2 protein-coding genes are annotated in these 4,108 nt (G+C 67.4%); one reads left to right on the top strand and one right to left on the bottom strand.

Translation table 11 applies throughout. The annotated features are described in order from the left end of the window. Positions 1–731: 731 nt before the first annotated feature. Positions 732–1,946: an IS110 family transposase gene (locus ABZU75_RS45560; protein WP_355569544.1), complete on the bottom strand. Its 1,215-nt coding sequence runs from the start codon at positions 1,944–1,946 to the stop codon at positions 732–734. Between the two features lie 597 nt (positions 1,947–2,543). On the opposite strand from ABZU75_RS45560, the gene ABZU75_RS45555 reads away from it, so the two are divergent. Next, positions 2,544–4,108, top strand: a 1,565-nt coding sequence (locus ABZU75_RS45555) for a DUF4158 domain-containing protein (RefSeq protein ID WP_355569541.1), incomplete at its 3' end; no start/stop codon positions are given.

Here is a 4,108-nt window from a genome sequence, read left to right as displayed (position 1 = left end):
CGGGTTCGGCGGGCGGGCCGGGGAAACGGACTGGCCGCAAGGCCAGCACTGCGCCCCGGTCCGACCCAACAAGTAGAGCGTTCGCGCAGGTCGTGAGTATCTCAGAACCGTCTCTCAGAACGTTCCGGTTGTGAGAGGAGTTCTGCGAGCCGTGACCTGGGTGAACGCCTCACTGAACGAGGGCAGCACTGACCTCGCGCAATCGACCATTTCTGCGACGCACACACCGTCACCGCCGTCACGCAGAGCTACTTTGCCCCTGGTGGCGCCGACCCGAGCGGGGCCCCTACTACGGGCCAGTCCGCCGGCGTGATCCCGCGACGGTACTCAATCCCTTGCGGGTTCTCCGCTTGGGAGGCTCCCTGTCACCACCCGCAGACAGGCGATCTGCGGGCAGAGGTATCGGGACACGCCTTCTCACGTTCCGCGCACGAGCAGCAGATCAGGCTCGCGCCGCCTTTACGCCGGACACCACCTGGCCAGTAAGCGGGCATCCGCCAGGCTCATCCCAAGGCCGGATAAGACCCAGGTTTCGATGTCATCTGTTCCATTACGACGCTTCAACAGCGAACCCCGACGCCGGGGCTTTTAGCGCAACGCCTTCCTGATCCCCACCTGACGCCTCAGACGGACGCCTTTTCCCTCATCGCTCAGCAATCGGGTAACCGGGGCGCATTGCTGCGCCCCGGTCCCCTCAGAACCGGACAGACGGGGTTTCCCCGTATCTCGGCTCAAGCAAGCCTCTCTCGATGCGACCAAGCGATCGCCTCGTCGTAGAGGGCGCCAGTCTTGAGGCAGCCGTGCAGGATGCCGACGAGCCGGTTGGCGACCTGGCGGAGGGCGGCGTTGTAGTCGGCGTCGCGGGCGCGTTGCTTGTCGTAGTAGGCGCGTGCGCCGGGCGAGACGCTGATCGCTGTGGACGCCTGGGCGATGAGCGCGTCGATGAGCCGATCATTGTGGACGAACCGGGCGGTGACGACCTTCCTCTTGCCGGAGGCCCGGGTAATGGGGCTGGTGCCGGCGTAGTTCTTGCGAGCCTTGGCCGAGGCATAGCGGTCGGGGTCGTCGCCGAACTCCGCGAGCACCCGGGCGCCGAGGATCGCTCCCAGGCCGGGCTGGGAGAGGATGATCTCAGCGGCCGGGTGCCGGCCAAAATGGGCCTCGACCTCCTTGCGCATGGCCGTGATCTGCGCGTTCAGTGTCAGCAGGACAGCGGCCAGGGCACGTATCGAAGCCGCGTAGGCGGCGGTGACCGCAGGAGGCTGACCCAGGTGCCGGGCCCGCAGGGCGGCCTGGATCTGTGCGGCTTTGTCGGCCATGTTGTGGCGGCGAGCCCGCTTGAGCACCACGCGGATCTGCCCGATGGTCAGCTTCGCCGCCGATGCCGGGTCCGGCGCCTTGGTCAGCAACTCCAGCGCGTCCGGCGCGTCCAGGTCCTCGAACGCCGTCAGGGCGGCGGGGAAGTAGTCCCGCAGCGTGTGCCGCAGCCGCTGGGTGTGCCGGGTTCGTTCCCAGATCAGCGTCTTGTGCATCCGGGTCACGACCTTGACCGCCTCGGCCCGGTCAGTGTCCCCGGCGACGGGACGCAGCTGGTGGGAGTCGGTGCGGACCATGTCGGCGAGCATGTGCGCGTCCGCGGCGTCGCTCTTGGCCCCCGACACGCCCAGCCGTTCCCGGTAGCGGGCCGCCTGCAGCGGGTTCACCGCCAGCACCGTGTAGCCGGCGGCCACCAGTGCCGGCACCCACGGACCTCGGTCGGTCTCGATCCCGACCACGACCTCGACGTCCTCCTCAGCGAGGTCGCCCACCTGCTCGGCGATCATCGCGTGCAGCCGGGCCATCCCCGCCACGCCCTCCGGCAGCCGCGCCTTGGCCAGCCGCCGACCTGAAGCGTCCATCAACTCGACATCGTGATGCGCCTCGGCCCAGTCATCTCCCACGAACAGTCGCAACGTCTCTTCCCTCTCCGACACCGCTGGTGAGCAGCCTGAGGGAGAACTATCAGCGACCTAATGAAGCAGTGCTCACGCCTTAATCAGGCGGGCACGACATCCAGTGAGACTCAAGGGGCAGCAATAACAGCCCTTGCTGAGGAGATTGCAAGGACAGGAGGTGCTCCGGTGAGGCTGACCCAACGACATCCCGGCTCCGTCTGGATGCCTTGTGATGGATCTGTCGCCTCTTCTCGGAGCATCTCCGAGGGTGCGTGCCGGAACGCTCGTGCGTGGCTTGATGGAAGCCTGATCATGCGACCCGTCACTGGTCTGCCCGCCTGGCCGACCGGCAGGGGCACGATCTTTCCGCGGGACTCAAGGTCCAGGGGCAATAAGTGCTCACCTGCCGGCGGCTGCCAGGCACCGAGTCTGCCGGACGGCGACTCGCTAACACTCATTAGGGGCAATGACTGGTCGAACCCCGCACTGAAGCCTGATGTGTGACCGTCTGCGTTGCTTTGGTTGCGGTTTGGTGAACGGCGGGCAGGTGTTGATCATCTGTCGTTACGGTGGGCGGATTCTGGAGGTGTTCACCCGGAAAGGGCTCGCGTGACGTCGATCGAGCGGACCGCCTACCCGCAGTTCAAGCGCCTGACCTCGGCGAGGGCGGTGCATGTGTTCTTCACCCCGACTGCCGAGGAAACGGCCTGGGCTCAAGAGCGGACCAGCAGCCCGCAGGCGCTGTTCGCGGTAGTGCTGGCGCTGAAGTGCTTTCAGAAGATGGCACGCTTCCCTTCCAGGCAGGAGATCCCCGAGGTGGTCGTCGACCATGTGCGGCGCTCCCTGGCGCTCGGGCCGGACGTCGAACCCGACCATGGGGCCGGGCGCACCGCCAAATGGCACCGCAAGCAGATCCGGGCGCGCCAGGGCGTGATCTATGACCAGCCGCGGGCGCGGGCCGTGGCCGCCAAGGCGATCGCTGAGGCGGCGCTGGCGAAGAACAACCCGCCGGACCTGATCAACGTGGCGCTGGAACGCCTGATCGAGGCGTCCCTGGAACTGCCGGGGTTCACCACGCTGGATGAGATGACCGCCACCATCCGGGCCAGGGTCAACACCGAGATCTTCATGCGCGTCGTCGAGCGAATGGGACCGCAAGGCCGCCAGCGGATGCAGACATTGCTGACGACGACGGGCCCTGACGGAAGGTCGATGTTCAACCGGCTGAAGAAGCCAGCCCAGCGCCCCACCTGGACGCGATTTGCGGCCCAGGCCAAGTACCTGGACGAGATCGACGCCCTGGGCGAGACCGGGGCGTGGCTGGAGGGCATCGCCCCCACCAAGATCGCTGATTTCGCAGGTGAGGCCGCTGCTCAGGACGCCGACACCTTGTCGCGCTATGAGCCGGTCAAACAGGTGGCGCTGCTGGTGTGCCTGTTGCATACCGCGCGGATGCGGGCCCGTGACGACCTGGCCGAGATGTTGTGCAAGCGGGTGGCGGCGAACCTGAAGAAGGCCAAGGCCGCGCTGGAGGAGATCCGCCAGCGCCAGCGCACGGTCAGCGAGCGGCTGATCGGCACCTACCGCACCGTGCTGGAGCATCTCGACCCCGAGGGCCCCACACCGGGCGAGGGAGCGGCCCGTGCGGTCGCCGCGGTGCGCCAGGCCGGCGGGTTCACCTCCCAGCTGGCCGACATCGAGGAGGTGTCGGCCTTCCACGGTGACAACTATGAGGTTTTGGCGCACCGGTTCTTCAAGCGGGACCGGGCGGTGATGTTCGACCTGGTCGCCAAGCTGGAGCTGAAGGCCGCTTCCCGCGATGACTCGGTGCTGGTGGCGCTGGAGCACGCTCGCGCTCATGAGGCCAAGCGGCGCGACTTCATCCCACTGCCCCCGCCGGTCGGCGGGGGCGGCCTTGAGTCGGGCATCATGTTCGCCTCGGGCAACTGGCGGCGCGCCATCACCGACCGCCGCCAGGCGGGGATGGTGGTGCGGCGGCATTTCGAGGTGATGGTGTTCACCTACCTGGCCGAGGAGTTGCGCACCGGCGACATCGCGGTGATCGGCTCGAATGAGTACGCCGACTGGAGCGCCAACCTGCTGTCGTGGGGTGAGTGCGAGCCGCTGCTGGAGGGGTTTTGCGCCCAGGTCGGGCTGCCGCCCACCGCGGCCGG

This window comes from Streptosporangium sp. NPDC005286, from assembly GCF_040607515.1.
Classification (GTDB): domain Bacteria; phylum Actinomycetota; class Actinomycetes; order Streptosporangiales; family Streptosporangiaceae; genus Streptosporangium.
The sequence above is the reverse complement of the archived record's forward strand: the minus strand, read 5'-3'. Positions and strand labels throughout refer to the sequence as shown.